The organism is Terriglobus sp. (assembly GCF_965201105.1).
Classification (GTDB): domain Bacteria; phylum Acidobacteriota; class Terriglobia; order Terriglobales; family Acidobacteriaceae; genus Terriglobus.
On sequence record NZ_OZ241741.1, the window covers coordinates 2,814,690 to 2,840,330 of the forward strand.

The window sequence follows — 25,641 nt, forward strand, 5'->3', positions numbered from 1 at the left end:
TCTGCCGCAGGAAAACATTGATGCCACTTTACGAATACCAATGCACCGCATGCGGCAAGCTGACAGAAAAGCGCCAGAAGTTCAGCGACCCGGAACTGACCGAGTGCCCCCACTGCGGTGGCCGGCTGGAACGCACCATCACCGCACCCGCGGTGCAGTTCAAGGGCGGCGGCTGGTACGCCGACCTGTATTCCAAGGGCGGCAAAAAGCCGGCGGCGAACGCCTCGCCTGAGGGCGGCGGCTCTGGTGATGCTGCAAAGAGTGGCGACAGCGGCAGCAAATCCGAGGGCGGCTCGGTCGCCTCGCCCGCGACCCCGTCGTCCACGCCCAGCGCGGCTTCAAGCTCGTCCACTGCAACGCCGTCGCCAGCAAAATCGTCGTAAAGCCGCAGGCACTGCGGCACCCCTGCCTGATTTGCGGCATCACACGACGGCATGAACTTCGTCCGCGGCATTGCGCTACTCACGTGCTGTTCTGCCCTACTTGTCAACGGATGCAGGCAGCCGGGAACGGCTTCGTCTTCCCGGAAGAACCCGCTTGGACTCAGCAGCGAAGATCGCGCGCGCCAGGCCAAACTACAGCCCGTTATCGATTGCATCAACAACGCGTTTTCGCATTTCCAGGGGCTGCAGCCGTTTTACCAGCGCCGTCTTGTTGCGATCACCAGCCATGCACATGAGGGACCGGCGCCCATGAACATCAGCTTTAAGGTAGCGCCCTTCGAGCGGAATGGAGAGTTCAGCCGAAGCTGTGCCGCGGGCCTGACAAAGGCCGCCAGCATGCCGCCCGCGATCCCTGAAATCGACGGCACCGCCAAGGATGCAGCCCAGGCTCTGCTCGGGCTGATCCAGCCCGGCGCCGATATGGAGGCCTACTTAACACAGCAGGCGTACCGGAACGACACGAATTTCGAGCGCGCTCACCAGCTGGATGAGGTGATCAGTCCGCTGCTGAATCGCGTCGCCCAGGACGCAAACACGTTGCAAGCTGCCGTGCATCAGCAGGAAACAGGGCTGAGGCAGCGTGAACTAGACGCAATCGAAAAGAAGTATGGCCGCAACCTGACCTGGCACACGCGCCATTGCATGATGGCGGCGCGCGCCATGAATGACGATCTGGTGCAGCTGGCTCACAGCGGCCGGCTTACACAACAAAGCGTGGCAGAGGTGGAAAAGCCGTTGCAGGACGCCTATGACCAGGGCAGCGCCTGGGTTCGCGAGCATCCCAATGCGGAAAACACAGGTAGCACCAACCCCACACCGCTGTGGTTTGACATCAGAGACTACCTTTCCACCGAGCTCGGGGATGCGAACGAGTTGCGGCAATCGCTGGCCTCGCCAGGTGTCGATCCGGCAACCGTGCGTACCCGAATATCTGGCATCAACAGCGACTTCAATCAGATGGTAAGCACCTATAACGTCATGCAGCAGAACAAGCCGGCCATCGATTAGCGTCGCTGAGCAAAACAACAGGGGCGTTCCGGCATCCGGAACGCCCCTGTTGTCGCCTTCGCGGCACTACTTCTTCTTCGGATTGTTCGGATTGGGCGGCACCTTCTTGCCGGCGCGCCGCGCCTCGGAAAGACCGATCGCAATCGCCTGCTTCGGATTCGTCACCTTCTTGTTGCTCTTGCCGATCTTCAGCTGGCCGCGATGCATTTCGTGCATCTCTTCGCGCACTTGCTCACCCGCTGCCGGTGAGTACTTCCGGCCAGATGACTTCTTGCTCGCGGTCTTCTTGGCAGGAGCCTTCTTCGAGGCGGAAGACTTCTTTGCAGCTTTCTTCGCCGAAGTATTCGCCGTGCTCCCCTTGCGCGCTGCACTCTTCTTCGCAGGCGCTTTCTTTGCGGAAGACGTCTTCTTCGCCGCCGAAGATTTCGTCGCGCTCTTTTTCGCCGGAGCTTTCTTTGCCGTGCTGCTCTTCGTTGCCTTTTTCGTTGCCATGCCGTGCTCTCCCTGTTGTGCGGCCTTGCGAGCCGCTTCCCTGTCTACGCTCTACGCATTACGGCGACGGCGCGAAAATGCAATGGCTGCCACCATAACCGTGGCCAGTACGATGCCCGCGTAGCTGATCCACTCGCCGATACGGCTCTTCCGGTACACCCGGCCGGACTTCCACGCGTCATAGGTGCGCTCCGTGTCCTCGCGCAACCCCGGAACGGTCAGCTTGCTGAAGTCCGTGGTGGGCAGCGAACCAAAGATACGCTCCGGCGTAGGCGGCGCGCCGGATGTGTCCTTCGGGATTGCATCCATCAGCCGGAACACCTCGGCGTCTGGCTGGTCGTGGAAGTACTTTGTGTCGGCGGTATTTGGAAAGATCGTCGTTGCACCGGTCATGTGCTGCTCGATCGCGGCAACCACATCCTGGCAAACGCCCAGTGTGTAGTAGCCGCCAAACGGCAGCGTGGGATGCGCCGTGTGCAGGTAGGCGTACGCGCGCAACAGTGACCCGGTCAGGCGCGTTACTTCAATGGCCTGCGCGCCCGTGTACTGGTGCGCCTCGCGCTTCAGCACCCAGGGCTGGTTCAGCTGGTCGTTGGTGCGGAACTCCGCATGGCCGTCGATACCGAAATAAAACGTGACATCCGCATTGATCTTTGGCCCACGCACAACCCATTCGTACTCGGCATGCGCGACCGGAATCAGGTATTTGCGCGAGCGCTGCCACGGGTGACCCGGCGGCACACGCAACCCTGTGTCCAGCCAGAACGGCATCTCCACGTCCTGCCCTTTGTAATGGAAGTGCCCGAAGTTCGCGAAGTAGCGCGCATCCGAAACGGTAACCGTGTGTCCGGTTAACTGCAGCAACTGAATCAACTGCTCTGGCTGCTCGGCCTTGCGCACATCCAACGAAGCGGTGAACAAGGCGGTGCGTTTTCCACCCGGCGGGTCAAAGGTGTTCAGCGACAAACGGTTCAACACCTTCGCCAATCGCGCGCTTTCGGAGTGGGTAGGCGTCAGCTCCGGATCGCCACCGTCGCCATGCACCACGTCACGTCCCAGCGGCTCAACCAGGCCCTGCTCAGAAAAGCCCGGCAGCGTTGACGGTTTGTTGAGCGACACATTTTCCGCGCGATCCAGCCGATGCTCGCCCAGTTCAACTTTCAGCACATCCCCGCTTGGCTGCGCGTTGTGTTGCATCGCTTCCTCGCCGGCATCCACCGTCTGGGTCACGCGGTGAATCGTCCACCCGGGAAAGCGGTCCAGCCCCTGCCAGTCTTTGCCCAGTACCAGCTTGCGAAACGTATCGAACAACGCCGGCGTGAACACCAGACCGTTCTTCGACCCCTTGTCGAACTGCTGCAGCAACTGCTCGGTAAAGCCCGGCTTCGCCGACAGCTCACGCATCATCTGCGACAGCATGACCGTGTTCGCAGGCAGGACGCCCATGTCGCGTGCGATGCGCTCACTGGTGCCGGCACGATGAAAACATCCTGCCGCAAGCAGGAGCGGAGAAAGGCGAAGCAACTGCAGCACGCGGCGCATCACGGATGTGTGATGCGACGAAACGCGTCGGTGTTCTGTAAGAAATGCAGCAATCGTAGCAGGATCGCGTTCTGCTCTCCGCCCGCGACTAAGCTGCAGCTAGCTTTTTCAGTACAAGCTCGTTCAGCAGCGCCGGGTTCGCCTGCCCCTTGCTGAGCCGCATCACCTGGCCCACGAAGAAGGCGCTCACGGTTGTCTTGCCGCCCTTGAACTGCTCGACCTGCTTGGGGTTCGCCGCGATGACTTCGTCGATCATCGTTTCGAGCGCGCCGGTGTCGCTGATCTGCTGCGGCTTTTCGCGCTCATAGACGGTCGCGAAATCTTCGCCCTTCTCGAACGCGATGTCGAACAGCCCTTTCAGCTGCTTCGACGACAGCTTGCCGTCCTCCAGCAGGTCGGCGGCTTCCACAATGCCCCTCATCGAAACCGGTGACTGTTGCAGCGTGAGGCCGGCGGCGTTGAGGCGACCGAGCAACTCACCCAGCAGCAGGTTTGCCACACGCTTCGGCGATTTCGCCTCCTTTGCCGCAGCTTCGAACGTGTCCGCGAACGCACGATCGCTCGTGATCGTCGCTGCATCCTGCTCGGTCAAGCCATACTGCTCCTGCAGGCGCTTACGGCGCGGCTCCGGCAGTTCCGGCATCGCTTTCAGAATGTCCTGCTTCCACGCAGCATCCACGTGCAGCGCCGGCAGGTCGGGCTCTGGGAAATAACGATAGTCGTGCGCCTCTTCCTTGGAGCGCATGGGGTAGGTGCGGCCCTCGCCGGAGTTATACAGCCGCGACTCTTGCTTGACGCGTGCGCCGGACTCGACGACTTCGACCTGTCGCTCGATCTCGTACTTGATCGCGTCGCGGATAAAGCGGAACGAGTTCACGTTCTTCACTTCGGCTTTGGTGCCGTACTCGTGCGCGCCCTTCAACATGACGCTGACGTTAGCGTCGCAGCGCAGCGAACCTTCCTCCATGTTGCAATCGCTCACGCCGGTGTAGAGCAGGATTTCCTTGAGCCGGGTCAGGTACTCGTACGCCTCGTCGGCCGAGCGCAGATCCGGCTCGCTGACGATCTCGACCAGCGGCGTGCCACAGCGGTTCAGGTCGATGTAAGTGCGCGTCGCCGAGTCGGCAAAGCCGTCGTGCACGCTTTTACCGGCGTCTTCTTCCATGTGCAGCCGCGTGATGCCGATGCGGCGAATGCCACCGCCGTCGGCTGGAACGTCGATATAGCCGTTCTCGGCCAGCGGCTTGTCGAACTGCGAAATCTGATAGCCCTTCGGCGAGTCCGGGTAGAAGTAGTTCTTGCGGGCGAAGACGCTGTCCTGGTTCACGGTGCAGTGCAGCGCGGAGCTGGCCAGGACCGCAAATTCCACCGCCTGACGATTCAGGACGGGCAGAGCGCCGGGCAAACCCAGGCACACGGGGCAGCAGTGCGTGTTCGGTTCGCCACCGTACTGGTTGATGCAGCCGCAGAATGCTTTCGTGCGCGTCAGCAGTTGGACGTGCACCTCCAGCCCGATGACGGGCTGGTACTTGTTCATTACGTCCGGGGAGAGCAGGGTTGCGGCGGCCATGTCTTTCATCTTATTGGCTCGATCCCACCCCCCTGGTCTTGATTCTAAGTTCCTCACTACAGAACACTTCGGCTTTCGGGTCTCCTGTAAGTTCCTGATCCACAGACACTTAGGCGTAAGTCCTGTTCTGGAAAGGGTTACGCGAAAACGGCGAACGTGCTTGTGAATTTGCCTACTCTTCTATTGTAGCGAGTGAGCGGAAAGGACATGCCAGCCGTAAGTTGTTCCTGCCGTTGAACTTGAAACGATAGGGGTATTGACATGAATTGCTGCCTTCGCGGCGGAGACGGTGCGGATGGCGCGGGTGCCCATACATCACTGAGAGCGCGATGTATGGGCACATCGTGATCGATCATCACTTCACGGCAGAACCCATCACTTCACGGCAGAACCCATCACTTCACGGCAGAACGAGGTTCAGTGGGATGGCGGAAGATTGAACGCCGTATCCAACCCCGTTGGGGTGGAACGGATCGCTGGAGATATAGTTCGGGATCATAAAGTCGGGATGGTTCGGATCGGCGAGAACGCTGTCGAAGTCGGCAATGCCGACGACGCCCGGCAGTGAAGGAGCAACATTCCGAATCCAAGTGTTCAGCAAGCGGCGCTGGGTCGAACCCGGATTTTCGGGACTTGGGTTGAGCGGTCCCAAAAGGAGATCCCCGTTGTACGGGTATGTGCTGTTCGGTAGCGGCTGCACACTGAGGCAATACTCGGACGGCGGCAAGGTCCCAAGAATTACGCGCACACCTGCGGCAGAGGCCTGCCCGATGATTGCGGTAAGGCTCGCTTCCACATTCGTGGCGGGTACGCAGTCGCCGCGCAGATCGATACCTCCGGTGTAGATGACCACTGTTTTGATCCCTGCCTGTTGCAGGACGTCGTGGTCGAACCGGTCTACACCCGCCACGGTGACGCCGGTCGCGGAGCGGGCGTCCCTGCCGGCTGGGTTGCCAATGGTCCCGGCGTTCAGCACGCCCATGGTGAAGCCAGCGGCGGTCAGCTGCCGCGCAAGCCAGTCCGAAGGACGGTCGTTGTCCTGGCCGTCAATTGGAACGTTGTACACCGGATACGCATTGGTGTTGCCATAATTCGACCCGTGGCCATCAATGGAGGAGCTTCCGAAAAGCGCGACCGTTCCCTGGTAGGTTCCATACACATCAAGCCCTGAAAGAACAAACCACTCCGTATTGGCCTGTGTGAAGCTGCCGCCAGCGGCATCTGTTGTGGTGTTGCCGGCTCCGGAGGGCGTCGCGAAGTTCACGTTGACCTGGGATTCGTGCTGGGTAAGTGATGGGTAAGAACCGAACACATAGAGCGAAACGGCCAGCTTTTGCCCCAAGGTGTACGGCACCTGCACGGGATCCGAGACGGTTTCCTGGCCAGGTGCCAGCGTGAGAGTCGTTTGGCCCTGAAACGTGAGCGGCTGATCGTGGGTTGGATCGATGGCGCTGTTGCTGGTAGACACAGCCAGGCGCGCAGCACCGATGGTGACAGGAGCCGTGTTGAACAAATTCGAGAAATGAACGCGCTCCGTTGTGCCCGTCACCGTTGGATAGAAGACCGAACGAAAGCTCTGATTGGTGCCGGGAGGGTTTTGGGGCCCGGCAATTGCATTCTCGGGACTTGCACCCCAGCTGACGACCCATTGTTTAGCCGCGTCGGCTGATGTGGTTGCCAGTGGAACCGGGATGGAAGTGGCCTGGCCGAGCGTGTTTTTGACCACCACGTAATAGGTGTCGCCGTTGTTGCCGTTCGTCGTGGCGGTAGCGGGCAAGGTGTAACTCCGCAGGGTTGCGCCTGCGATCGGGATCGCTCCATGCAGACCTGAGGGTGTCCAGTACCACTGGTAGCTGAGCGCAGGATTCCCCGCGACAGCGACCTGCAGTGTGGGAGTGGAAGCTACCGCAACAGGGGCAAGGCTCGGCTGCGCGGTAATGATGGGAGCGCTTTGTACGGTAAGGGTCGCCTGATTGCTGGTGAGCACCGCGCCGCACCGGTCGGTCACGGTTGCGAAGTAGCGGGCGCTGTCCGCCGTTGCGATGCTAGGTGGCGCGTATCTGGACGAGGTTGCGCCCGGAACCGGTGTTGGCGTGGACGATGCGGGGGATACGCTGAACCATTGATAGGAAAATGGCTCTTGTCCCTGCGCAGCGACAGAAAACGCCGCCGTTTGCGGAACGACCACGGTGGCGCTTGTGGGTTGCGCGGTCAGTTCCGATCCGACAGAGACGGTCGCGGGTTCGGAAAGCACGCTGCCGGCGGGGTTGGTAACTGCCACGGTGTATACCCCCGCGTCTGTGTTCGATGCCGCGGCGGAGAGGCTGAAAGTCGACGCGCCGGCCCCGGAAATGGGCTGGGAATTCAGATACCACTGATACCCGGCCGCGTATTGGGCAGCGACGGACAGCGAGAGTGGACCAGCGCTGCAAACGCCGGTTCCGACCGGTTGCGTTGTAATCACCGGGGCCGAGGTACGGACCGTGGTTGACACGGAGCGGTCTGGCTGGTCGGCGCTGGTGGCGGTGATCGTGTAGGTTCCCGCTGACGTCGGCGAGGTCCACGTCGAGCCACTGAAGCTGCCGCCGTTCGCACTCCAGGTCACTGTGTTCCGGGCACCGCCGACCGCAGTGGTGTTGAATCTCTGTTGTCCGGGCGCGATGGTGATGTCCGCCGGCGTAATGGGGGACAGCGTTACATTGGGACCGACGGTGAAGCTGGTCTGAGCAGAAGCCGTGGTGAAGTTGGTGGAAGCGGCTTGCGACGCCAGGAGGACGACCGGGCCGGCGCCGGTGATGCTCACCTGGTTGCCCACGATGGTGGCAGGGCCGCTGAGAATCGAGTAGGCCACCGCGCCGTCAGAAGCGGACGTAGCAGAGACGGGAAAAGGCGCGACGCCGTATGCGAGGGGTGGGACCGCGGCAAACCTGAGAGAAGGTGTAGCCGGTGCGACGGTGATGCTGGTTTGCGCGACTGCAGCGGTGTAATTGCCTGCTGCCTGCTGGCTGGCCGCGAGCACGACCGTACCAGCGCCGGTCGCGGTGAGCGTGGAACCGGACAGAGCCGCAGGGCCGCTGATTACCGTGTAGCTGACAGGAGCGGCAGAGGCTGAACTGGCGTACAGAGTGACCGCGCCTGCGCCAAACGTGGTGGACGGCAGCGGCGCGAAAGAGAGCGTTGGCTGGAGCGGCAGGACCGTGAGCGTGGCACCGTAGCTATTGATTGGACCCGATCCGGCTGAGACGGCGACATACAACGAAGTTCCGCTTTGTGACACGTTCGGCGACGCTATGGTGTAGCTGCTGGACGTCGCATCCGCAATCGATTGCCCGTTTGCAAACCACTGAAAGTGAGCGGCAGCTGGCTGCGACACTTCCACGCTGAAGGTGACGCTCTGGCCCGCCTGTACACTTTGGTCCCTGGGCTGGGTTACGATCTGCACCGCGGGCGGTGTTGCAATTGTTCCCGCCGAACTGGAGGAGGCGCAGCCAGAAAGCAGCGTTAGGTGTGCCAGGATGCCGAACCCGAGGAACGCCCAAAGAGCGTTGCTGAACCCGAGAGAGCGCATGCCTTTTGCAGGGGGACAAAAGTCGCCAATCACACCAGCACAGTATGCGGGTCCGCTGGCAATCGCCATAGAACTTTTGGGTGATGCCGTTTGTAGAAGCCGTGATCAGAGGCCATGGCGTAACTGACGTGGACACCGCCTCCGTGTGCTTACAACCTTGCTGGCGCTTTCTCACGTTCACAGATTACGAATGGTTGGATAGCTTACCCGGATGTAGCGGCGCGCGGCAGAGGCAGGCAACCCGCGTCTTCTGACGCGACTCTACACGGCGCATGCCGAATAATGCTGCTTACTTTGCGTTTCTTGCCGACCCGAACCAGGAGGCGCGGCGGGCGGAGCTGCGCGATTTTTGCGGGCCGAATGCCGACACCTTTCTGCGCGCCTATGACAAGCTGCGGGAGGACACGCCGCAGGTTTCCGGCGGGCGGCCGAAGTTTCGGCTGTTTGGCGGCGGGTTCGAGGTAGCTGCGTTTTTCCTGGGGCCGGTGTGGTTTTTTTACCGGAAAATGTGGATGTTTGCCTGGGTGATTACGGGCCTGATTGTGGTTCTGATGTTTGTGCCGTTCCGTCAGGTCGGCTTCATTCTGAGTTTAATTCTGGCGGGTTTGGCCCACCGCAGCTACGTGCAGTACGCGGTGACGCGGCTGACCAAGCTGCACGCGGCAAACGCGGTGGTGACGCCGGCGATGGTGCAGGCCGAGGGAGGCGTGTCGAAACCCGCCGGGATCATCAGCGGGATCATCTTCGGCCTGATCTATGTTCTGGGAATTGTGTCGATCATTTACGCGGTCACGCACGGGGTGGACCCGAACAGCCTGCGTTAGTGCTGGTGGCGGTTTCCTGAGGCTGGCGGCGCTTCAGTAAACTGGGAACTGCGATGATTCTTCCTTTCGTTCGCGAGATGGTCGCGGAGCTGGAGCAGACGGACGCGTTTGAGCGCACACGCCGCCACCTGGCCGGTGGCATGGGGCGGCGGCGCGTGAGCGGGCTGACCGCGACGGCGCGTTCGCTTTACCTGCCGCTGATGATCCGGGCGGTGGATGCACCCACGCTGCTGCTGGTGAGCGATAACAAGGCGGCCGAGGCGCTGTACCAGGCGCTGGTCGCCACGTGCGATTTGACGGGAGCGCTGAAGTGCGAAGAGGTGCTGCGGCTGCCCGCGCACGACGTGCTGCCGTTTGAGAATCTGTCGCCGCATGCGGAAATCCAGGAGGGGCGTGCGGCATCGCTGTGGAAGATCTGCAGCGGCAAGGCGCGGGTGGTGATCGCGCCGCTGGAGTCGGCGTGCATGCGCCTGTTTAGCCGCGAGTACTATGCGGGGCTGGCGCTGGAGGTGCGGCGCGGCGAGGAGTACGACACGGAGATGCTGCTGGCACACCTGCTGGAGGTGGGCTATACGCGGGTGGACGTGGTCGAGATGCCGGGCCAGGTGACGCTGCGTGGCGGGATTATGGACGTGTACTCGCCGGAGATGGACCGGCCGGTGCGGCTGGACTTCTTTGGCGACGAGATTGAATCGATGCGGAAGTTCGATCCGGAGACGCAGCGGTCGTCGGCACCGGTGGATGAGATTGTGCTGCTGCCGCTGACGGAAACGCCGGTGACGCAGAAACTGCTGGGCGCGGTGCACCAGCGGCTGTCGCGCGGTGGTGCGGCCGGCGCTGCCATAGAAGGTGGCGAGCAGCCGAGTGAGATGGACGATCGTGTCGGCGAGGTTTCGGTGTTCCCGGGGTGGGAGTTCTTCGCGCCGGTAGCGGGGGCGCACTCGACGATTCTGGACCTGATGGGCCGGTCGACGCGTGTGTTTGTGGAAGAGCCCGCGATGGTGAAAAACCAGGGCGAGCGCTGGTGGAACAAGATTGAGCAGCGGCATGATCGGGCGGCGATCGGATCGCTGGTCACGCCGGAGGACATTTACATTTCGCCTTGGCACCTGGACGACCTGGTGAAGCAGACGCCGGGTGTCGATCTGGACCAGCTGGGCGCCGTGGATGTGCTGGACGTGGACAACTCGTCGCTGACGGGAATTGAGTTTGCGACGCGGCCGACGATGAAGTTTCACGGCTCGATTCCGGCAATGGTGGAGCAGATCAAGTCGCTGATGCATACGGACGCGCGCATCCTGATTGCCGCCGCGCACCAGGGCGAGGTGGAGCGGCTCGCGTCGCTGCTGCAGGAGTACGGGCTGCCATACCGCATTGGCTCGCGAGTGCAGACCAGCAGCGGGTCGGCAACGGTGTATGACGAGTCCGCGCACCTGCAGAGCAATGTGCGGACGCCGGTGATTCTGCGCGTGGCAATCGCGAGCGGCGTGCAGGTGCTGGACATGGACAAGGGCGCGGCGCACTCGGTCGGCAAGATGTTTGTGCTGTTTGGGGCGCAGGACCTGAACGACGAGGCCGATGTGCATGCGCGGCCGGTGCAGCGGAAATCGAAGACGGCTGCGTTTATCTCTGATTTTCGCGACCTGCAGGTGGGCGACTATGTGGTGCACGTGGAGCACGGCATTGCGAAGTACATGGGCCTGCGCACGATCGACCAGGAGGGCGCGCCCATTGAGCTGATGATTCTGGAGTTTGCGGAGCAGGCGAAGCTATATGTGCCGCTGACGCGGCTCGACCTGATCCAGAAGTACCGCAGCAGCGAGGGCGGGCCCGCGCCGGAGTTGAACAAGATGGGCGGCCAGGCGTGGGCCAAGGCGAAGGCGCGCGTCAAGAAGGCCATGCAGGACATGACGGCCGAGCTGCTGAAGCTGTACGCGCAGCGGCAGGCCGCGCAGGGGTATAGCTATTCGCCCGATTCGCAGATGATGCGCGAGTTTGAGGACGCATTCGATTACCAGGAGACGGATGACCAGATTGCCGCGATTGCCGACATCAAGCGCGACATGGAATCGACGCAGCCGATGGATCGCCTCTTGTGCGGCGACGTGGGTTATGGCAAAACCGAGGTCGCCATGCGTGCCGCGTTCAAGGCGGTGCAGGACTCGAAGCAAGTGGCCGTGCTGACGCCGACAACGGTGCTCAGTTTTCAGCATTTTCAGAGCTTTAAAAAGCGGTTTGCGCGCTTCCCTGTCCATGTTGAGCTGATCTCGCGGTTTCGCACGCCGAAGGAGCAGAAGCGCATTCTGGAAGAGACGGCCGCGGGCAAGGTCGATATCCTGATCGGCACGCACCGCCTGATTAGTAAGGACATTGCGTTCCAGGACCTCGGCCTGCTTGTTGTGGACGAGGAGCAGCGATTTGGTGTGCGGCACAAGGAGCAGCTCAAGCAGTTGCGCGCGCATATCGACGTGCTCAGCATGTCGGCCACGCCGATTCCTCGCACGCTGCACATGAGCCTGCTGGGCCTGCGGGACATGAGCGTGATTGAAACGCCGCCGAAGGACCGCATGGCCATTCAGACGATCGTCGCCAAGTTCGATGAAAAGCTGTTGCGTACGGCGATCGAGCTTGAACTGGAACGGAATGGGCAGATTTATTTTGTTCACAATCGCGTGGAGACGATCTACGAGCTCGCGTCGAAGATTCGCGAACTCGTGCCCTCTGCCCGTGTCATTACCGCTCACGGCCAGATGGGCGAAGGTGAGCTGGAGCGGTCTATGCTCGCCTTTATGAATGGCGAGTATGACGTGCTGTGCGCCACAAGCATTATCGAGAACGGTCTCGACATTCCGCGCGCGAACACGATCGTGATCAATCGCGCCGACCGTCATGGCCTTTCCGAGCTGTACCAGTTGCGCGGGCGCGTTGGCCGCAGCGATCGCCGCGCCTACGCCTACCTGCTGATTCCGCCCGAGAATGAGCTGACCGAAGTTGCTCGCCGCCGCCTTGCTGCGCTGAAGGAGTTCAGCGACCTGGGCGCGGGCTTTAAAATCGCCGCGCTCGACCTGGAGCTTCGCGGCGCGGGCAACATGCTGGGCGGCGAACAAAGCGGCCACATCGAGGCCATCGGCTTTGAGATGTACACGAGCATGCTGCAGGAAGCCGTGAGCAAGATCAAAGGCGAAGCGCAGGAAGAACGCCCTCAGGTCACGCTCAATCTAGGCATGTCGCTGCGCATTGACGCGACTTACATTCCCGAGGAGAACCAGCGACTGCGCATGTACAAACGCATCGCCGGTGCAACCGATACGGGTGCGCTTGCCGATGTGCGCTCCGAGATGCTCGACCGCTACGGCGAACTGCCCGAGGCTGTGGTGAACCTGCTTGGCGCGGCCGAACTGCGCTTGCAATCTGAGCGCATTCACATCGCACAGATCGACCGCAAGCGCATCCAGATTGAAGAGAACCGGCAGAAGGTCTTTCGCGAGTTCCTCTTGCTGAAGTTCGACACAAAGTCGAAGATCGACCCCGGCATGCTGATGAAGGTCGTCAGCCGCAACACAAAGCGGGGCGCCCAGTTCACGCCGCAGGGCGTTCTGCGCTGGCCGCTGAATAGCGCCGCCGCCGCCGATGTGCTGGCCGAAACCAAGGGATTGCTGGAGCAGCTTGATCTGGCACCGGCGGCGGCTTGAACGAACACGACAGGAACAATCGCTGCATCCGTGGCGTCTAAAACGGTATGCGCGGCTTGTTCATCTTCAGTCTGTTGAGCGCGTCCATGTGCGGCGCGCAAATCACGGGCCGGTTCACGATAGATAAGGCCGCGTTCGCGCCGGGCGAGCCGGTCGTTCTGAACTTTACAATCCACAATGACGGGAAGACGCCCGTTTACATCAGCACCGCGGACCCTTACAGCTTCTGCTCCGGGTACAAGATCCAAGTTGATCGGACGAGCAGTCCCGACGCAGCATGCCCGCCACGGAGTTATGGCGGAAGTTGCGCATCCGGTCTCCTCGAGCTTGCACCCGGTGCCTCGCGAACCGAGCAGATCCTACTGAATTACCAGAATCTTTCCCGGGGTGAGCGCAAGCCGGTCGTCCGCCTTCCAGGCGATTACACCATTGACGCTGCTCGGGATGTCGCGTTCGAAGCTGATTCCAGCTTCAAACCGCCGTATCGGACTCTTTCTTTCAAACAGACGCTCTATCTTCGAGTCGATCCTGATCTCAAGGTGCCCGCAGAGGCGTTCGTGCCTTCGATCGCACAGCTGAGATCGACCGACTTCACGACCAATCGAAATGCGGCGCTCACACTTGCCACGCTCGCTCCGGCGGAATTGGAACCGTTGCTGCTCACCTTCGCAACCTCGAAGGAACCTGCAATTCACGAAAACGCTCCGGACGCTCTGGCCAACTTGAATACGGAAGCGAGCCTCGCCGCGCTCGCCGCAATGGCCCAGAATGAGCAAGCCGGCTCCTACGCGTCCATGCGCTCCGCCGAGCTATTGGGCGAAACGCATGATTCGAAGTGGTTCCCATTGCTGCTGTCCACTGCGGACAAAAATGCAGGTATTTCGACTTATCTGCAGTACGCAGCAGATAGCGGCGGCGATGCGGCTGTCGCGCCTCTCGCAGGCCGGCTTCGCACAGCGGATGCTTCCACACGCATGGGAATTCTGTACGCTCTGGGCGAAACCGGCAGCGCGGCGGCCGTGCCAATCCTGATTGGCTCGCTTCCTTCAGGACCAAGTGCGCAGAGCGCCGATTCGCGGAGTCTGACGTGGCAAACCGACAGAATGCTGCAGCAGTTGACCCATTACACCGCGAGCACAAACTACGCTGACGACGACGTAAGCACCTGGCGGCCGCGGTGGCAGCGCTGGTGGCTGGGACACGGCAGCACGGCGAAAACGTACTTTTCAGAAGCCTGCGGAAGTGCTGAAATGCTTCCTTGAGTATGCCGCGCCTGAATCGCACGACCCGCCGCTTTGAAGCCATGCTGGAACGTGAGCGTGGTGGTCTGGGCTGGACGATTGTGCGTGTGCCCTTCACGCCGTCGGATGTGTGGCCGCAGATGGTTCGGCTGCGCGTGCGTGGCACGATCAATGGTTTCGCGTTTCGCAACTCGCTCTTCCCGTACGCGGGCGAACTGGGCTCCTATTTCCTGCTGGTGAATCGCGCGATGCAATCGAATGCAAACGTGCGCGAGGGCCAGCGCGCGATTTTTGAGCTCGACGCCGACCTGGACCCGCGTCCCGCCGAGCTGCCCGAGGAACTGGACACGCTGCTGGATGAAGCCGAAGGCCTGCGCGAGTTCTACAACAGCCTCTCCGAATCCATGCGCCGCGAAGCCGGCAAGTGGGTCGAGGCCGTGAAGTCAGACGAGGCCCGTTTGCGCCGGGCGCAGCAGCTCGCCGAACGACTGCTGAGCACGATGGAGGCCGAAATCGAGCTGCCTCCGCTGATCGCCCGTGCCTTTCAGCAGCGACCACGCGCACGCGCCGGGTGGGCGAAGCTCACACCGTATCAACGCCGCACCGAACTGATGGCCGTCTTCTATTACCAGTCACCCGAAGCGCGGGGAAAGCGGCTGGACAAGCTTTGCGCCCTGGCGGAGAGCAAAGCGTGATGGCGCGAACGGCGGGTCGAGCCTGTAGAGCGAACATTGCGCAAGTTACTACGTGTTAGCCGGCGGGATTAAGATAGGCGCATCTATGCGTCTCCAGCTTTCGCTTGCTCTGTTTCTTGCCGCGACCACCATTAGCGCCTCCGCGCAGCGTGTCAACGTCGACGGCGCGCAGCAGACGTTTTCTGTCGATAGCGAGCGCTATTTCTCTGAGGTGTATTTTCGCAACAACCCGACCGCGGGCACGCAGGCCGGCTTTCACCAGTACGACACCCAGCTTGAGGATTACAGCGCCGCCGGAATTCAGCGTGAGACGGGCGAACTGCACGCCGCGCTGAAGCAACTGGAAGAGATTCCCGCGGACGGCCTGGACCGCGGCGTCGCCGACGACCGCGAGCTGCTGATGAACAGCATCCGCTCGCAGCTCTTGTCGCTTGAAACGATCCGCATGTGGGAAAAGAACCCTGACAATTACCCGAGCGGTGTGACCGGTTCTATCTTCACACTGATGGAGCGGGAGTTCGCGCCGGTCGACACACGCCTGCGCGCGGCCGTAGCACGCGAACGGCTGATACCCGCCGTGTTGGCAAACGGCAAGAAGAATTTGAAGAATCCGCCGCGCATCTATACCGAGATCGCGCTGGACCAGATCGATGGGACGATCAGCTTCTTCCAGAATGACGTGCCCGCCGCCTTCGCCGCAGCGACGGATAGCAAGGCCAAGGCAGACTTTGCGCAGAGCAACGCCGCCGTGCTCGCCGCGCTGAAGGATTATGCCGCGTGGATGAAGTCGGACCTCTTGCCGCGCTCCAACGGCAGCTTCGCGTTTGGGGCCGACACCTACCGCAAGAAGCTGCTGTATGACGAGATGGTCGACACGCCGCTGGACAAGCTGCTGGCGGTGAACGAAGCGAACATGAAGGCGAACCAGGCCGAGTTCGCGCGCATTGCCAGGGAGATCGATCCGAACAAGACGCCGCAGCAGATGCTTGCCGAACTGGCCGCGATGCATCCCGCGCCGGACCGCCTCTTGCAGACCTTCCGCGACAGCTTCAACGAAGAGATTGCGTTTATTCAGCAGCACCACATCATTACGCTGCCCAGCGATGTGCGTCCGGTGCTGGAGGAAACGCCGCCGTTTGAGCGCGCGACGACCCAGGCCAGCATGGACCCGCCGGGCCCGTTTGAGCGCAACAGCACGCGCGCCTACTTCAACGTGACGCTGCCGGACAAGAGCTGGTCGGCCGAGCGCACGAACAGCTACATGGCTGCATTCAATGTGGGCACGATTGTTTCGACCAGCGTGCACGAGGCGTACCCCGGCCACTACGTGCAGTTCCTGTGGCAGGACCGTTTTCCGTCCAAGGTGCGCAAGCTGGTCGGCGCCACGACCAACATTGAAGGCTGGGCGCACTACTGCGAGCAGATGATGCTGGATGAAGGCTTTCTGCCGCCGGGAACCGACGCGCGCACGGCAAAGCTCATTCGCCTGGGCCAGTTGCAGGATGCGCTGTTGCGCAACGCGCGCTTCAACGTGGCGATTCGCATGCACACCATGGGCATGACGACGGACCAGGCCGAGCGGTTCTTTGTCACAGAGGGCTACCAGTCGCCTGAGATCGCCAAGGTGGAAACGCGCCGCGGCACTGCCGATGCGACGTACCTTTATTACACTCTGGGCAAGCTTGAGATCCTGAAGCTTCGCGAAGACCTAAAGGTGAAGCAAGGGGCGGCGTTCCAGCTTGGCCGCTTCCACGACCGTTTCATGATCGAGGGCCCGGTGCCGATCAAAATCGTGCGTCGGGATCTGCTGGGCAATGACACGCCCGTGTTATGACGCGGCAGCCAAGTACACACAGCTATGACACGCCAGTGCTATAGCGACGCCAGTTCACTTTGCTAGGATGGGCTTCTCCCCCGATCACGTTGGGCGTATCACGCCGAACGAATTCGCTTCGTAAGGAAAGCACCTGAGTGACGCGCACGATTCGTAAAGCCGTTTTTCCCGCGGCCGGCATGGGTACCCGTTTTCTGCCGGCCACCAAGGCAACTCCCAAAGAGATGCTGCCGCTCGTCGACAAGCCGTTGATCCAGTACGGCGTAGAAGAGGCCGTCGCCGCGGGGTGCACCGAGATCATCATTGTGACCGGTCGCGGCAAAACGACCATGGAAGATCATTTCGACCGCTCACCCGAGCTGGAAGCGTCGCTGGCCAAGCGCGGCAAGCAGAAGCTGCTGGACTGCGTGGTGGAGGTGACAAAGCTTGCAAAAATCACCTACGTTCGGCAGCCGGAGGCCCTGGGCCTAGGACACGCCGTGCTGATGGCCAAGGAACTGGTCGGCAACGAACCATTTGCCGTGATCCTGCCGGACGACATCGTCGACGCGGAGGTTCCCTGCATGAAGCAGATGGTGGGGGCCTTCCAGAAAACCGGCAGCTCAATCCTCGGCAGCGAGATCGTGCAGGGCGACGCGATTCAGAACTACGGCTGCCTGGCATGCACACCCGATGCGGACGACCCGCGTCTGTGCACCGTGCACGACATGGTCGAAAAGCCGAAACCCAGCGAAGCCCCCAGCCAGAACGCGATCATCGGCCGCTACATTCTGACGCCCGCGATCTTCGAAAAGCTGGAGCAGCTGACCCCTGGCGCGGGTGGCGAACTGCAGCTGACGGATGGCATCAAGGCCCTGCTCGCGACCGAGAAGGTCTACGGCTTCACCTATGAAGGCAAGCGTCACGATGCCGGGGACAAGCTCGGCTTTCTGAAGGCGACGGTCGAGTTCGCCCTGAAACGCAATGAATTGGGACCGCAGTTCCGGGAGTGGCTCAAGCAGCTCCCGCTCTAGGGAGCCCTACGGCAAGCCTACTAACCTTTTTCGTGCGCCCCGGTCTATCAGAGTGACATTGATCTTCTGACTCCGGAGTCAGCGCACGATGGGTACACAGGCACTAGGTTTCAATGACACGGGACTCGGTCCCATTGTCCAGACACGCGGCACAGGCGCGCTCGGCACGGGCGTCATCGCGGTAGAATCGCCGGGAATGGCGAAAGCGGCGGCAGGCCGGGCGGGACGCGCAGCACTGACACCAGCGCAGATTGAGGCGCGCGCCAAACAACGCCTGGAAGATGACGAGCTGATCCGCCAGGCACAGGGCGGCAAGCGTGAGGCGTTCGACGACCTGGTTCGCCGCTACGACTCCGCCGTGCTGCGGCTTGCCTTGCACATGCTCGGCAGTGAGCAGGACGCGCAGGACGTGCACCAGGAAGCCTTCCTGAAGGCATACCGCCACCTGTCGAACTTCCGGTTTGAGTGCTCGTTCTACACCTGGCTTTACCGCATCGTGACCAATCTGTGTCTGGACGCGCTGCGCCGCCGCAAGAGCCGCCGCGAAGAGCCGAGCGTGCTGACCGACTCGAATGGCGAGACCATGGACCTGATGTCCAATGTTTCGGACGACCGTGCCGGCTCCAATCCGTCAGCCGACCTGAATCGCCGCGTTCTGCACATGCGCATCCAGGAAGCGCTGGACAAGCTGACACCGCGCGAGCGCATGGTGTTCGAGTTGAAGCACTACCAGGGCCTGAAGCTGCGCGCCATTGGCGAGATGCTGCAGACCACCGAAGAAACCGCCAAAAACACGCTTTTCCGCGCAACCCGCAAGCTGCGCGCCAACCTGGCTGACGTTTAACCCGTGCTGGAAAACCGCGCACGCACCGGCACCCAAGACCGGGCGGCGCAGCAACACCACTTCAAGAGAGACCAGACCAAGGAATCGCAATCATGACCTGCGAACATGCAAAAGACCAACTCGTGCTGGAGGCCTACGGCGAACTCGACCCCGAACAGCAGGCCGCGCTTGCACTGCACCTGCACGGCTGCCCCGAGTGTGTTGAGGAGCAACACGCGCTCTTCGCAATAACCGGTGTGATGGACAACGATCCTCTGCCGGAACTTTCGCCCAACCTGTTGGCGCAGAGCCGCATGCGGCTGGATGAAGCGCTGGACGAGACGCCGCGGCTACCCCTGATCGACCGCGTCCGCAATCTGTTTACTGCCACGTGGCACTCGCTCAGCAACGCGCCAGCGCTCGCAGCGCTGCTGGTCGGTGTCGGTTTTGCTGGCGGCTCCGGACTGAGTCACTATCAGGCCGCACACACCGCTCACAGCGCTCCTACCACGGTTGTCGTGCAGCAGGCCGCCGGCAGCAGCGTCGGCAGTGTGAGCGGTGTGACCCAAACCGCAAACCCTGAGATCGTCGAAGTGCATTACAGCCGCATCACGCCGGAGACCCTGCAGGGGTCGCTCGACGACCCGCAGATTCGTCAACTGTTGATGACGGCGGCGCAGCACGGCAAAGACAACAACGTGCGCGAGGAGAGCGTAAGCCTGCTCGCGAATGAATGCCGCGCCGGCCACAAATGCGATGGCGGCAGCGATGCCGTCAGCAACGGCCAGGGCTTTCGTGATGCCCTTCTGGTTTCGCTTCGCTATGACAAGAGTCCGCAAGTGCGTTTGAAGGCGTTGGAAGGCCTGCAGTCCTTTGTCAGCTCGGACCAGCGCGTACGCGATGTGGTGCTGGAAAGCCTGATGCGTGACCCAAGCGCAAACGTGCGTACCCGCGCCATCAGCATGCTTGAACCGGTTCACGCCGACTCCAGCGTGCGCCAGGTGCTTCACACCGTCAGCACGCAGGACGAGAACCCCTATATCCGCACCGCCTCCATGCAGGCGCTGGAGGGGGTAGATGGTATCCAGTAGCGCTGCTGTGCCCTGGCTGCGTCTGTGCTTGTTGTCTGCTACGCTGCTGCTCGCCGGGACCGCCAGGGCACAGCCGGCGTCCTTGCCGTTCTCGTGCATGCTCGCCGCCGCGCCGCATTCTGCATATGCTGGCCACAGCGTCTCCGGCCAGGGCTATCTTGGCGTGGATATTCGAACGGTAAACGACAATTCCGTGAAAGACCTGCACCTGCGCGAGCAGCACGGTGTCGTCGTCATCATGGTCGACCACGACGGTCCTGCGTGGAAGGCCGGCATCCGCGAACACGACGTGGTGCAAAGCGTAAACGGCGTCAGCGTCGATTCCGAGGAGCAGTTGCGGCATGTGCTCCGCGAGATGCAGCCCGGGCGCAGCGTCCAGATTGGTGTCAGCCGCGACGGCAGCACGCAGACGCTGAACGCAACCATGGCCAACCGCGACGACATTGGCCGCCGCGCGTGGGAGCAGCACTACGTCGTACCTGCGCCCAGCGACAACACGTTGACCGCCAACGATGACAACTTCGGCCCGCCCCAACCTGCGGTGCAGGGCAAAGCCTCGCGGTCGTTCGGCCACAGCTTGATGCCGGGTCACCTGCTCCCTTACTTTCCGAGCTACACCGGCGCCACCGTGGACGAGATCGGTCCGCAGCTTGCCGAGTATTTCGGCCTGAACGGCCGAAGCGGCCTGCTCGTGCACAGGGTCGACGCAAACAGCCCCGCGGCCGCGGCCGGCATGCACGCCGGCGATGTGGTTTTGCGCGTCAACGGCACCGCGATGGCGAGCCGCAGCGACTGGAACCGAGCCCTGCACGACAGCAAGGGCCATACTGTGAGCGTGGTCGTGATGCGCGAACACCGTGAGCAGACGTTGACCGTCGTACCGGACAGCAAGCGCCGCGGCGCGGCCCAACCCGGCCCCGGCCAGCCGGAAGCAGCAGCGCAGTCACCCTGGCTTGCCGTAATGCTGTTCCGCTAAGGTGTACCGGCGAGGTGCCAAAAAATATGCGTAGTGATGATCTGTTTCGGCTCTTCTTCTATTCGCCTTCGGCGAATAGAAGAAGAGAAGTATCTAAGCGGCTGTTTTCGGCACAGCTAAAGCTGTGCCCTTCCACTCTGGATGTAGATTAAGCATCGCACCGGGTTCAGAACTCCCATTCTGCATGTGACCAGGCATAGCACCGAGCCGGGACTGACATTCTGTACGGGATACGGCATAGCACCGAGACCGGTGTTTCTCCAGGCAGCGACAGTTCTTAAATTCAACATCGTCCTTGCCTCGTCCGGCTCCCATCGCTCGCAACCGTATACTGTTGCGAACGATGCCCACGGAAAACGCCGTTCGCCCAGGTCTGGAAAATTACCAGCTCGACCACGCCTACGACGAAATGTTCGCCGGCCCCGGCGATCTGCACGGCCATTACCGGCCGCTCATGGACCATTTCAGCAGCCTCCCGCGCGAGGAACTTCGGCGCAAGAAGCAGGCCGCTGACCTGTCGTTCCTGAATCAGGGCATTACTTTTACGGTCTACGGCCGCAATGAGGGTACGGAGCGCATCTTCCCTTACGACCTGTTGCCCCGCGTCATCACCGCGCGTGAGTGGGACCGCGTGGAGCAGGGCTTGAAGCAGCGCATTACCGCGCTCAACCTCTTCCTGAAGGACATTTACAACGAGGGCCGCATCCTGAAGGACGGCATTGTGCCGCGCGAGATCGTCTACTCGTGCAAGCAGTTCCGCCGCCACATGATCGGCCTGAACGTGCCGCGCAATGTGTACATCGCGGTTGTCGGCACGGACCTGATCCGGCTGGAAAACGGCGAGTTCGTCGTGCTCGAAGACAATCTGCGGGTCCCATCGGGCGTCAGCTATATGCTGACGAACCGGCGCGTGATGAAGCGCATGTTTCCGCAGATGTTCAGCCGGTACAACGTGCGGCCCATTGAGCAGTACACGCAGCTGCTGCTGGGCACGCTACGCTCCCTGGCACCCGAGGGCCGCCCCGAGCCGAACATCGTCCTGCTCTCGCCCGGCGTCTTCAACTCCGCGTATTACGAGCACGCGTACCTCGCCCGCCAGATGGGTATCGAACTTGTGGAAGGGCGCGACCTGACGACGCACGACAACATCGTCTACATGCGCACGACCAGCGGCCTGCGCCAAGTGGACGTGATTTACCGTCGCGTCGATGACGACTTCATCGACCCGCTCAGCTTCCGCCCAGATTCCATGCTCGGCGTGGCCGGCCTGTTCAACGCGTACCGCGCCGGCAACGTGACGCTCGCCAACGCGTTCGGCACCGGCGTCGCCGACGACAAAGCGATCTATGCCTATGTGCCGTCGATCATCAAGTACTACCTTGGCGAAGACCAGATCCTGAACAACGTGAAGACCTACCTGATGAGCGAGAAGAAGGAGCGTGATCACGTGCTTCAGAACCTCGATACGATGGTCGTCAAAGCCGTCGGGGAATCCGGCGGCTACGGCATGCTGATCGGCCCGCAATCCACAGCCGCCCAGCGCGAGGAGTTTGCGAACAAGATCCAAGCCGATCCGCGGAACTATATCGCGCAGCCGACGATTACCTTCAGCCGTGCACCCTGCCTGATCAACGACGGTTTTGAGGCCCGCCACGTCGACCTGCGTCCCTACGTGCTCTACGGCTCCGACAAGGTTTCCATCGTTCCCGGAGGCCTCACGCGGGTCGCGTTGACCAAGGGCTCGCTGGTCGTCAACAGCTCACAAGGTGGTGGCAGCAAAGACACCTGGGTGCTGAGCGAATAAGCCGATTTACTGATTGGGTACAGCATGCATCTGGCACCAACGAGCTTTGCCGAAGTGCCGACGACTGCATACTTCCGCGAGCAAGTGCTACGAAAACGTCCCTATCTTCAAATCGCTTGGTGTCTTCACGTGCTGCACGATCACTACAAGCGTGAGATGCAAGAGGACGACGTGTTCGTTTCTGGGGCTACGTTCCCGAACTGCAAGGCAAGGCGCTCAGGGTTGTTACTCTGGAAGATGAACGCACACTGCACAATGCTTTTCCCGACAGCGCCGAGCCGAGGATCACAACATGAAGCTTCACTATTACGCAGACACGGATTCGCTGTACATCGACCTAGCTGAAACGGTCAGTGCGGACTCACGTGAGATTTCAGACGGTGTAGTGGCAGATTATGATGACCGCGGCCGCGTGGTTGGACTGGACATCCAACAGGCTTCCAAGCACTTGGACCTGAGCCGCATCGAAACCATACACCTGCCACTGCCCATCGCCTCGTAAACTCGCAGGAGAACCGCATGCTATCCCGCGTCGCCGACAGCCTCTACTGGATGAGCCGCTATCTCGAGCGCGCCGAGCATACTACGCGCCTGCTCGACGTGAACCTGAATCTGATGCTCGACGAGTCGCCCACCAGCGCCGACCGCCGCTGGGTGCGCGTCATCCAGGCGCTCGGGGCGGGCGGCGATATCACGTGGCAGGGTGATGCTTTCGCACTCACGCACCGGCTCACCTTTGAGGCGAACTCCCGCTCCAGCGTCCTTGGCTGCATCGTCGCCGCGCGTGAGAATTCCCGCCATGTTCGTGAGCAGATTTCCACGGAAATGTGGCAGCGCCTAAACTCGCTCTACCTTCAGGTCACGCGCCCGGAGATGCAGTCCGACATGCATGCCGAAGCGTTGCTGCGCACGCACGAGGCGCCTACCGAGTTCCTGGCGCAGGTCATGGAGGCCGTGCACCAATTCCAGGGCGTTACCGACTCCACTATGAGCCACGGCGAAGGCTGGCAGTTCATTCAGGTCGGCCGTTACATGGAGCGCGCCTCTGCCACCGCCATGCTGCTGGAGGCTTACCAGGACGAACTCTGGCGCCAGCACGAGCAAGGCCGCGACGGCAACGAGTTCCTGGAGTGGATGGGCCTTCTGCGCTCCGCCACCGCTTTTGAGGCCTACTGCAAGGTCTACACCGCCGACCTGACACCCGCGTGGATTCTGGAGTTCCTCCTGCTCGACGCCGATTTCCCGCACTCGCTGCGCTTTTCCATCGACGCCATGGAACACGCCCTGCGCGCCATTGAAACAATCAGCGGCGGCGGTCCGCGTTCCGAGAAACTCAGCCGCCTTTCCGGCCGGTTGCGCGCGACACTCAGCTATTCGTCGGTCGAAGAGATTCTGGATGCAGGCGTTGTCGAGTACCTCCAGGGCATCCAGCGCCACTGCGCGGAGATTCACCGCGCCATTTACGAGCTTTACGTTGACTACTCCATTCAGGCGGCACTCGCCGGGTGACCGGCACACGGCGCGGCCTCTTCGCTATTTCCGTCGCACTCTCGTCCGTACTGCTTTTGAGCGGCTGGTACGCGAGCCACCTGCGAGGCATTCACGGCAAAGAATGGACAATGGAGCGCGTGCCCTCTGTGGTGCTGCCACTCTCATACCCTCTCGCGCTCCTCGCCATCGGTCTAGCTTTCACCGGCCGAGGCTGGTATCGCATCGCGTGTATCGCGGCCGGCCTGTTTGCCCTGCTGTGCTGGATCGACGCCGGCGTTGCTCCATAGCGCCCGGCGGACAGGCCAGATATAGTTCAACCATCGCAGCAAGCCGACAGACTCGCTGATTCGCTGATCGACCAATTCGCTGGAGCTCGATGTATTACACCGTCCGCCACCTGACTAAATTCGTCTATAGCAACGAGATCAGCGAGTCCATCATGGAAACGCGCATGCATCCGCGCTCTGACGAATACCAGCGCTGCCTCGCGTTTCAGCTCTCTGTGTCGCCGCGTTGCCGCGTCTTCAGCTACCGCGATCACCTCGCGAACCACGTGCACCATTTCGACATCCCGGGCCAGCACGAGCAGCTCGTGATCGTCGCCGAAAGCCTGGTCGAGATGGAAGAATCACTGCCCATCCCGTCATTTCTCGCCCCCGACGCCTGGGCCGAGCTCGACAGCATGGTCCGTGATGGCGACTACTGGGAGTTCCTCTTCCCCAGCGAGTTCACCGAGCCCACGCCGCGCTTGCTCGCGCTCGCCGACGAGCTGGACGTGCGCCGCCGCGACGACCCGCTCATGGTGTTGCACGAGCTGAACGAGCGCCTCTACCGCTGGTTCGATTACGTGCCCCGGTCCACCTCCGCCGACTCCCCCATTGACGTTGCACTGGAGCAGCGCACCGGCGTTTGTCAGGACTTTGCTCACGTCATGCTCGCGCTCGTGCGCACGCGCCTCAAAATCCCGTGCCGCTACGTGTCCGGGTACCTGCACCACGGAACGGGTGGCAGCAAAACCGACCGCAGCGTGTCCACCGCAACGCACGCATGGATCGAGGCACTGATCCCACAGCTTGGCTGGATCGGTTTCGACCCGACGAATTGGCTGACCGCGGGCGATCGCCACATCCGCACCGCGATCGGCCGCGACTACTCCGACGTTCCGCCCACGCACGGCATCTTCCGCGGCCGCGCCTCGACCGACCTCAGCGTCGCCGTTCGGGTGCAGCCCAGCGAAGGCACACCTCTGCCCGACCAGGAACTGCCTGTCCCCGAAGACTGGTCCAAGCTCGTCGAAAAGGCCCAGCAGCCACCCGCCCCACCACCACCCGCCGTCAGCTACGCCCGCTACATGCAGCAAATGCAACAAGCTCAGCAGTAGGTGAGGTGGGTCGGACGTCACAGCATTCCGATCCGAGCACCGTTAAAAACATCCGAATTTCGGGATACCTCTCCAAAAACTCATAAGGAGGGCCGACAATTTCGCGATCTACTCTTTATACCTCTGACTCTCAAATGGCATTCAGATTGCAAT

General features: G+C 61.6%; 20 protein-coding genes. 16 read left to right on the plus strand and 4 right to left on the minus strand.

Translation table 11 applies throughout. The features are described from left to right. The first annotated feature begins 20 nt into the window (after window positions 1-20). Both ACOFKT_RS12345 and ACOFKT_RS12350 read left to right on the plus strand, forming a co-directional pair. Window positions 21-383 carry an FmdB family zinc ribbon protein gene (locus ACOFKT_RS12345; protein WP_419804285.1) on the plus strand — a complete coding sequence of 121 codons (363 nt, stop codon included), beginning with the start codon at window positions 21-23 and terminating at the stop codon, window positions 381-383. Window positions 384-434: 51 nt separating this feature from the next. Further along, on the plus strand, window positions 435-1,451 hold the full coding sequence (locus tag ACOFKT_RS12350; protein ID WP_419804286.1) for a DUF3829 domain-containing protein: 1,017 nt from the start codon (window positions 435-437) through the stop codon (window positions 1,449-1,451). A 66-nt stretch (window positions 1,452-1,517) separates the two neighbouring features. Here ACOFKT_RS12350 and ACOFKT_RS12355 read toward each other — a convergent pair whose 3' ends face one another. The 4 genes from ACOFKT_RS12355 to ACOFKT_RS12370 all read right to left on the minus strand — a co-directional run bounded on the left by ACOFKT_RS12355 (window position 1,518) and on the right by ACOFKT_RS12370 (window position 8,623). Next, a complete protein-coding gene (locus ACOFKT_RS12355; RefSeq protein ID WP_419804287.1) occupies window positions 1,518-1,943 on the minus strand; it encodes a DUF6496 domain-containing protein in 426 nt (141 codons plus the stop codon). Window positions 1,944-1,994: 51 nt separating this feature from the next. Further along, complete coding sequence (locus tag ACOFKT_RS12360) at window positions 1,995-3,485, minus strand: hypothetical protein (protein ID WP_419807162.1); 1,491 nt, start codon at window positions 3,483-3,485, stop codon at window positions 1,995-1,997. Window positions 3,486-3,573: 88 nt separating this feature from the next. Continuing rightward, window positions 3,574-5,055 (minus strand): Asp-tRNA(Asn)/Glu-tRNA(Gln) amidotransferase subunit GatB, encoded by a 1,482-nt coding sequence (gene gatB, locus ACOFKT_RS12365; protein ID WP_419804288.1) that lies wholly within the window; start codon window positions 5,053-5,055, stop codon window positions 3,574-3,576. Between the two features lie 400 nt (window positions 5,056-5,455). Next, a complete protein-coding gene (locus ACOFKT_RS12370) occupies window positions 5,456-8,623 on the minus strand; it encodes a GDSL-type esterase/lipase family protein (RefSeq protein WP_419804289.1) in 3,168 nt (1,055 codons plus the stop codon). 272 nt (window positions 8,624-8,895) lie between these two features. Here ACOFKT_RS12370 and ACOFKT_RS12375 point away from each other — a divergent pair, with 272 nt between their 5' ends. The 14 genes from ACOFKT_RS12375 to ACOFKT_RS12440 all read left to right on the plus strand — a co-directional run bounded on the left by ACOFKT_RS12375 (window position 8,896) and on the right by ACOFKT_RS12440 (window position 25,488). After that, window positions 8,896-9,447, plus strand: coding sequence for a DUF2628 domain-containing protein (locus ACOFKT_RS12375; RefSeq protein WP_419804290.1), 552 nt, complete (start codon window positions 8,896-8,898; stop codon window positions 9,445-9,447). Window positions 9,448-9,500: 53 nt separating this feature from the next. After that, window positions 9,501-13,139 carry a transcription-repair coupling factor gene (gene mfd / locus ACOFKT_RS12380; protein WP_419804291.1) on the plus strand — a complete coding sequence of 1,213 codons (3,639 nt, stop codon included), beginning with the start codon at window positions 9,501-9,503 and terminating at the stop codon, window positions 13,137-13,139. A 47-nt stretch (window positions 13,140-13,186) separates the two neighbouring features. Then, on the plus strand, window positions 13,187-14,401 hold the full coding sequence (locus ACOFKT_RS12385; protein WP_419804292.1) for a HEAT repeat domain-containing protein: 1,215 nt from the start codon (window positions 13,187-13,189) through the stop codon (window positions 14,399-14,401). A 2-nt stretch (window positions 14,402-14,403) separates the two neighbouring features. Then, window positions 14,404-15,075: a YdeI/OmpD-associated family protein gene (locus ACOFKT_RS12390; protein WP_419807163.1), complete on the plus strand. Its 672-nt coding sequence runs from the start codon at window positions 14,404-14,406 to the stop codon at window positions 15,073-15,075. Window positions 15,076-15,160: 85 nt separating this feature from the next. Further along, entirely contained in the window at window positions 15,161-16,909 is a 1,749-nt protein-coding gene (locus ACOFKT_RS12395) for a DUF885 domain-containing protein (RefSeq protein ID WP_419804293.1), read from the plus strand. 137 nt (window positions 16,910-17,046) lie between these two features. Further along, complete coding sequence (gene galU / locus ACOFKT_RS12400) at window positions 17,047-17,922, plus strand: UTP--glucose-1-phosphate uridylyltransferase GalU (protein WP_419804294.1); 876 nt, start codon at window positions 17,047-17,049, stop codon at window positions 17,920-17,922. 88 nt (window positions 17,923-18,010) lie between these two features. Further along, the gene (locus ACOFKT_RS12405; protein WP_419804295.1) at window positions 18,011-18,766 is read left to right on the plus strand and encodes an RNA polymerase sigma factor; all 756 of its coding nucleotides are present in this window, start codon (window positions 18,011-18,013) and stop codon (window positions 18,764-18,766) included. Window positions 18,767-18,858: 92 nt separating this feature from the next. Then, window positions 18,859-19,836 carry a HEAT repeat domain-containing protein gene (locus ACOFKT_RS12410; RefSeq protein WP_419804296.1) on the plus strand — a complete coding sequence of 326 codons (978 nt, stop codon included), beginning with the start codon at window positions 18,859-18,861 and terminating at the stop codon, window positions 19,834-19,836. Then, on the plus strand, window positions 19,823-20,812 hold the full coding sequence (locus ACOFKT_RS12415) for a PDZ domain-containing protein (RefSeq protein ID WP_419804297.1): 990 nt from the start codon (window positions 19,823-19,825) through the stop codon (window positions 20,810-20,812). The genes ACOFKT_RS12410 and ACOFKT_RS12415 overlap by 14 nt, the downstream gene beginning before the upstream one ends. 343 nt (window positions 20,813-21,155) lie before the next feature. Further along, a complete protein-coding gene (locus ACOFKT_RS12420; protein WP_419804298.1) occupies window positions 21,156-22,616 on the plus strand; it encodes a circularly permuted type 2 ATP-grasp protein in 1,461 nt (486 codons plus the stop codon). A gap of 292 nt (window positions 22,617-22,908) precedes the next feature. Then, on the plus strand, window positions 22,909-23,118 hold the full coding sequence (locus ACOFKT_RS12425; RefSeq protein ID WP_419804299.1) for a DUF2283 domain-containing protein: 210 nt from the start codon (window positions 22,909-22,911) through the stop codon (window positions 23,116-23,118). Between the two features lie 17 nt (window positions 23,119-23,135). Continuing rightward, window positions 23,136-24,125: an alpha-E domain-containing protein gene (locus ACOFKT_RS12430; protein ID WP_419804300.1), complete on the plus strand. Its 990-nt coding sequence runs from the start codon at window positions 23,136-23,138 to the stop codon at window positions 24,123-24,125. Beyond that, window positions 24,122-24,394 carry a hypothetical protein gene (locus tag ACOFKT_RS12435; RefSeq protein ID WP_419804301.1) on the plus strand — a complete coding sequence of 91 codons (273 nt, stop codon included), beginning with the start codon at window positions 24,122-24,124 and terminating at the stop codon, window positions 24,392-24,394. Before ACOFKT_RS12430 ends, ACOFKT_RS12435 begins: the two co-directional genes overlap by 4 nt. Before the next feature lie 89 nt (window positions 24,395-24,483). After that, window positions 24,484-25,488, plus strand: coding sequence for a transglutaminase family protein (locus tag ACOFKT_RS12440; RefSeq protein ID WP_419804302.1), 1,005 nt, complete (start codon window positions 24,484-24,486; stop codon window positions 25,486-25,488). Window positions 25,489-25,641 lie beyond the last annotated feature (153 nt).

Coding starts and splice junctions, on each gene's coding strand:
- ACOFKT_RS12415 (WP_419804297.1), top strand. CDS start 19,823: ATGGTATCCAGTAGCGCTGCTGTGCCCTGGCTGCGTCTGTGCTTGTTG.
- ACOFKT_RS12350 (WP_419804286.1), top strand. CDS start 435: ATGAACTTCGTCCGCGGCATTGCGCTACTCACGTGCTGTTCTGCCCTA.
- ACOFKT_RS12345 (WP_419804285.1), top strand. CDS start 21: ATGCCACTTTACGAATACCAATGCACCGCATGCGGCAAGCTGACAGAA.
- ACOFKT_RS12440 (WP_419804302.1), top strand. CDS start 24,484: ATGTATTACACCGTCCGCCACCTGACTAAATTCGTCTATAGCAACGAG.
- ACOFKT_RS12360 (WP_419807162.1), bottom strand. CDS start 3,485: ATGCGCCGCGTGCTGCAGTTGCTTCGCCTTTCTCCGCTCCTGCTTGCG.
- ACOFKT_RS12430 (WP_419804300.1), top strand. CDS start 23,136: ATGCTATCCCGCGTCGCCGACAGCCTCTACTGGATGAGCCGCTATCTC.
- mfd (WP_419804291.1), top strand. CDS start 9,501: ATGATTCTTCCTTTCGTTCGCGAGATGGTCGCGGAGCTGGAGCAGACG.
- ACOFKT_RS12385 (WP_419804292.1), top strand. CDS start 13,187: ATGCGCGGCTTGTTCATCTTCAGTCTGTTGAGCGCGTCCATGTGCGGC.
- ACOFKT_RS12355 (WP_419804287.1), bottom strand. CDS start 1,943: ATGGCAACGAAAAAGGCAACGAAGAGCAGCACGGCAAAGAAAGCTCCG.
- ACOFKT_RS12420 (WP_419804298.1), top strand. CDS start 21,156: ATGCCCACGGAAAACGCCGTTCGCCCAGGTCTGGAAAATTACCAGCTC.
- ACOFKT_RS12405 (WP_419804295.1), top strand. CDS start 18,011: ATGGGTACACAGGCACTAGGTTTCAATGACACGGGACTCGGTCCCATT.
- ACOFKT_RS12390 (WP_419807163.1), top strand. CDS start 14,404: ATGCCGCGCCTGAATCGCACGACCCGCCGCTTTGAAGCCATGCTGGAA.
- ACOFKT_RS12395 (WP_419804293.1), top strand. CDS start 15,161: ATGCGTCTCCAGCTTTCGCTTGCTCTGTTTCTTGCCGCGACCACCATT.
- ACOFKT_RS12425 (WP_419804299.1), top strand. CDS start 22,909: ATGAAGCTTCACTATTACGCAGACACGGATTCGCTGTACATCGACCTA.
- ACOFKT_RS12410 (WP_419804296.1), top strand. CDS start 18,859: ATGACCTGCGAACATGCAAAAGACCAACTCGTGCTGGAGGCCTACGGC.
- gatB (WP_419804288.1), bottom strand. CDS start 5,055: ATGGCCGCCGCAACCCTGCTCTCCCCGGACGTAATGAACAAGTACCAG.
- ACOFKT_RS12370 (WP_419804289.1), bottom strand. CDS start 8,623: ATGCGCTCTCTCGGGTTCAGCAACGCTCTTTGGGCGTTCCTCGGGTTC.
- ACOFKT_RS12375 (WP_419804290.1), top strand. CDS start 8,896: ATGCCGAATAATGCTGCTTACTTTGCGTTTCTTGCCGACCCGAACCAG.